This window comes from Cellulosimicrobium cellulans, assembly GCF_001722485.1.
GTDB classification, from domain to species: Bacteria; Actinomycetota; Actinomycetes; order Actinomycetales; family Cellulomonadaceae; genus Cellulosimicrobium; species Cellulosimicrobium cellulans_A.
This window is the reverse complement of the sequence record NZ_LWGL01000238.1, coordinates 1-3,430: the sequence shown is the minus strand read 5'-3', so window position 1 is coordinate 3,430 and position 3,430 is coordinate 1. Positions and strand designations below refer to the sequence as shown.

Below are 3,430 nucleotides of genomic sequence, written 5' to 3'. Positions count from 1 at the left end.
GGTCGTCGAGGCGGCCGAGGCGGCGGGCACCCCGTTGACCGTGTTCCAGAACCGGCGCTGGGACCCCGAGCAGCTCACGCTGCGCGCGGTGCTCGAGCGGGTCGCGGCCGCACCGCAACCCGCACCGCCTGCCGGCGTGCCGCGCGCGGAGGAGACCGAGACGCACCAGCGCAACGCCGCCGAGGGCTCGATCCGCGTGGACGTCGACCTGCTCGACACGCTCATGCGCCAGGTCGGCGAGCTCGTGCTCGTGCGCAACCAGATCGACCGCATCGCGGGCGAGGGCGAGGACCAGGAGACCAAGCGGTCCGCCCAGCGCCTGAGCCTCATCGCCTCGGAGCTGCAGGAGGGCGTCATGAAGACGCGCATGCAGCCCATCGAGCACCTGTGGTCGAAGATGCCGCGCGTCGTGCGCGACCTCGCCAAGATGCTCGGCCGCGACGTCCGCATCGAGATGGTCGGCGGCGACACCGAGCTCGACCGCTCGCTCCTCGAGGCCGTGAAGGACCCGCTGACGCACCTGGTGCGCAACGCGGTCGACCACGGCATCGAGCCGCCGGACGTGCGCGTCGCGGCGGGCAAGCGCGCCCAGGGCCTCGTGACCCTGCGCGCCTACCACTCGAACGGCCAGGTCGTCGTCGAGATCACCGACGACGGCGCGGGCATCGACCCGGAGAAGGTCGGACGCACGGCGGTGAGCAAGGGCCTGCGCACCACGGCGGACGTCGCCGCGATGTCGCCGCAGGAGCTGCTCGACCTGCTGTTCCTGCCCGGGTTCTCGACCGCCGCGAAGGTGACCAACGTGTCCGGCCGCGGCGTCGGGATGGACGTCGTGCGCACGAACATCGAGGCCATCGGCGGCTCGGTCGACGTCGAGTCGACCGTCGGCACGGGCACGACGTGGCGCATGCGCATTCCGCTGACGCTCGCGATCATGCCGGCGCTCACGGTGACGTGCTGCGGCTCCGTCTACGCGATCCCGCAGGTGAGCCTGCTCGAGCTCGTCGCGCTCGGCGACCAGCACGGCGAGATCGAGCACGTCGGCACCGCGCCGGTCTTCCGGCTGCGCGGCACGCTGCTGCCCCTCATCTCGCTCGCCGAGGTGCTCGGGCTGGAGCAGGAAGACGAAGGCCGCGTCATCGCCGTCGTCGAGGCGGACGAGCAGCGGTTCGGCGTGATCGTCGACCGGGTCCTCAACATGGAGGAGATCGTCGTCAAGGCGATCGCCAGCCGCCTCAAGCAGATCGGCATGTACTCCGGGGCCACGGTCCTCGGGGACGGCGGCGTGGCGCTCATCCTCGACCTCCAGGCGATCGCGCGGCGCGTGCTGTCGGCCGAGGCGGCCAGCCTCGCGCGGGCGCACGTCCAGGACGTCACGGACGAGGCCAGCCGCACCGAGCAGACGCTCGTCGTCGGGGCGGGGGACCGCCGTGTCGCGATCCCGCTGGCGGCGGTGACGCGGCTCGAACGCATCAAGGCCGACACGATCGAGCGGGTCGGCGCGCGCGAGGTGCTGCAGTACCGCGGCGCGCTGCTGCCGCTCGTGCGGCTCGACCAGCTGCTCGGCGCGAGCACCGGCTTCCCGGCGGACGAGCTCGACGTCGTCGTGTACACGCGCGGCGGCCGCAGCATCGCGATGGCCGTCACCGAGATCGTCGACATCGTCGAGGACGACGCACGCCGGCACAGCGACATCGACGACCACGGGCTCCTCGGCTCGACGGTCCTCAAGGAGCGGGTCACCGAGCTGCTCGACGTCCGCAGCGCCGTCCGGGCGGCCGACCCCGGCTTCTTCGACGACGTCGAGGGCGTCGACGGTCTCGACGACCTCTCCGGCCTCTCCGACCCGGTGGCCGGCTCCGGCCTGACCCTGGCAGGTGCACGATGACCACCCAGCTCGTGACGTTCACCCTCGACGACCGCCTCTGCGGCATCCCGGTCGACCGGGTCCAGGAGGTCCTGCCGGGCGGGACGCGCACCCGCGTCCCGCTGGCGTCCGACGACGTCGCCGGCCTGGTCAACCTCCGCGGGCAGGTCGTGCTCTCGGTGGACCTGCGCCGCCGGCTGGGCATGCCCGCCCTCGACGGGGAGCAGATGATGGTCGTCGTCTTCGTCGGGGACGAGACCGTGAGCCTGCTCGTCGACCAGATCGGGGACGTCCTCGAGGTCGACGCCGAGCAGTTCGAGGCACCGCCGCAGACGCTCACCGAAGAGCTCCAGGCGGTCATCCTTGGCGCCTACAAGCTGCCCCAGCGGCTGCTGCTCGCGCTCGACGTCGACGCCGCGGCCTCCTGAGCCGTCGCGTCACCACCCACTTCTCGCCCTTCACCTTCCTAGGAGTACCCATGTCCACCTTCGCGACCCCTCAGCCGGCCGTCGCCCGTCGGCGCCGCGGCTTCGCCGACCTGTCGGTCCGCACGAAGATCCTCACCGCGCTCGGCGTGCTCGCCACCGTCCTCGTGCTCGTCGTCGGCTTCGCCCTGCAGAGCCTGCGGGCCACGTCGGCCGACACGCAGTCGGTCACGGACGTGGCCAACTCCCTGCTGCGCAGCAACGCGCTCGTGGACCACCACTCCCAGGAGGCGTGGCGCCTGACCTACCACTACGAGGTGGTCCAGGGCGAGGCCCGCGCCGACGTGGTCGCGCAGATGGCGGCGACCGACGGGATCGTCGAGGAGCAGATCGGCGTCATCGACACGACGCTGGAGGCGGCGGGCGTCGTCGAGCCCAACTGGGAGGAGTTCAAGGCCTCGTGGGCCGAGTGGCTCGCCTTCCGCGACGCGTCGCTCATGCCGGCCGTCGACGCCGGCGGGGTGCCCCCGGAGGTCCAGGCCGCCAACGACGAGATCATCGCGACGTACCGCGCCGCGCTCGGGGCGTCCGGCGCCGCGGTGTACGCCCACCTCGACACCGTCGCGGACAGCGCGTCGGCCGAGGCGGCGCGGGCGATCCTCCTCATGACGGTCCTCTCGATCGCCGGTCTGGTGCTGTCGGTCCTGGTCGGCGTCCGGGTGGCGAACACCATCCGCCGGTCCGCGGACAAGGTCCGCCGCTCCCTCGACGCCCTCGCGGCGGGCGACCTCACGGTGCCCGTCGACGTGGACAGCCGGGACGAGCTCGGGCAGATGGCCACGTCCCTGACGTCGGCGCAGACGAACCTGCGCGGGATCATCGGCGAGGTCGCGGGCACGTCGGAGGCGGTCGCCGCGGCGGCCGAGCAGCTCTCGGCGACGAGCCAGCAGTTCTCCGCGAGCTCGGAGGAGACGGCCAGCCGCTCGGGCGCCGTGGCCTCGGCGGCGGAGCAGGTGTCGCAGAACGTGCAGACGGTCGCGGCGGGTGCGGAGCAGATGGGTGCCTCGATCCGGGAGATCGCGCAGAACTCGAACGAGGCGGCGAAGGTCGCGAACAAGGCGACGGACCGTGCGGCGGC

Annotated in this window: 3 protein-coding genes; all 3 read left to right on the top strand. The window is 72.6% G+C overall.

The window, feature by feature from the left end:
• Positions 1-1,888: chemotaxis protein CheA (locus tag JZ5iCDA_RS16305; protein WP_069388089.1), on the top strand; the 1,888-nt coding region annotated here is incomplete at its 5' end.
• Positions 1,885-2,295 (top strand): chemotaxis protein CheW, encoded by a 411-nt coding sequence (locus tag JZ5iCDA_RS16300; protein ID WP_069388088.1) that lies wholly within the window; start codon positions 1,885-1,887, stop codon positions 2,293-2,295. The genes JZ5iCDA_RS16305 and JZ5iCDA_RS16300, both read left to right, overlap by 4 nt.
• A 50-nt stretch (positions 2,296-2,345) precedes the next feature.
• Positions 2,346-3,430, top strand: a 1,085-nt coding sequence (locus JZ5iCDA_RS16295; RefSeq protein WP_069388087.1) for a methyl-accepting chemotaxis protein, incomplete at its 3' end; no start/stop codon positions are given.

Coding starts and splice junctions, on each gene's coding strand:
- JZ5iCDA_RS16300 (WP_069388088.1), top strand. CDS start 1,885: ATGACCACCCAGCTCGTGACGTTCACCCTCGACGACCGCCTCTGCGGC.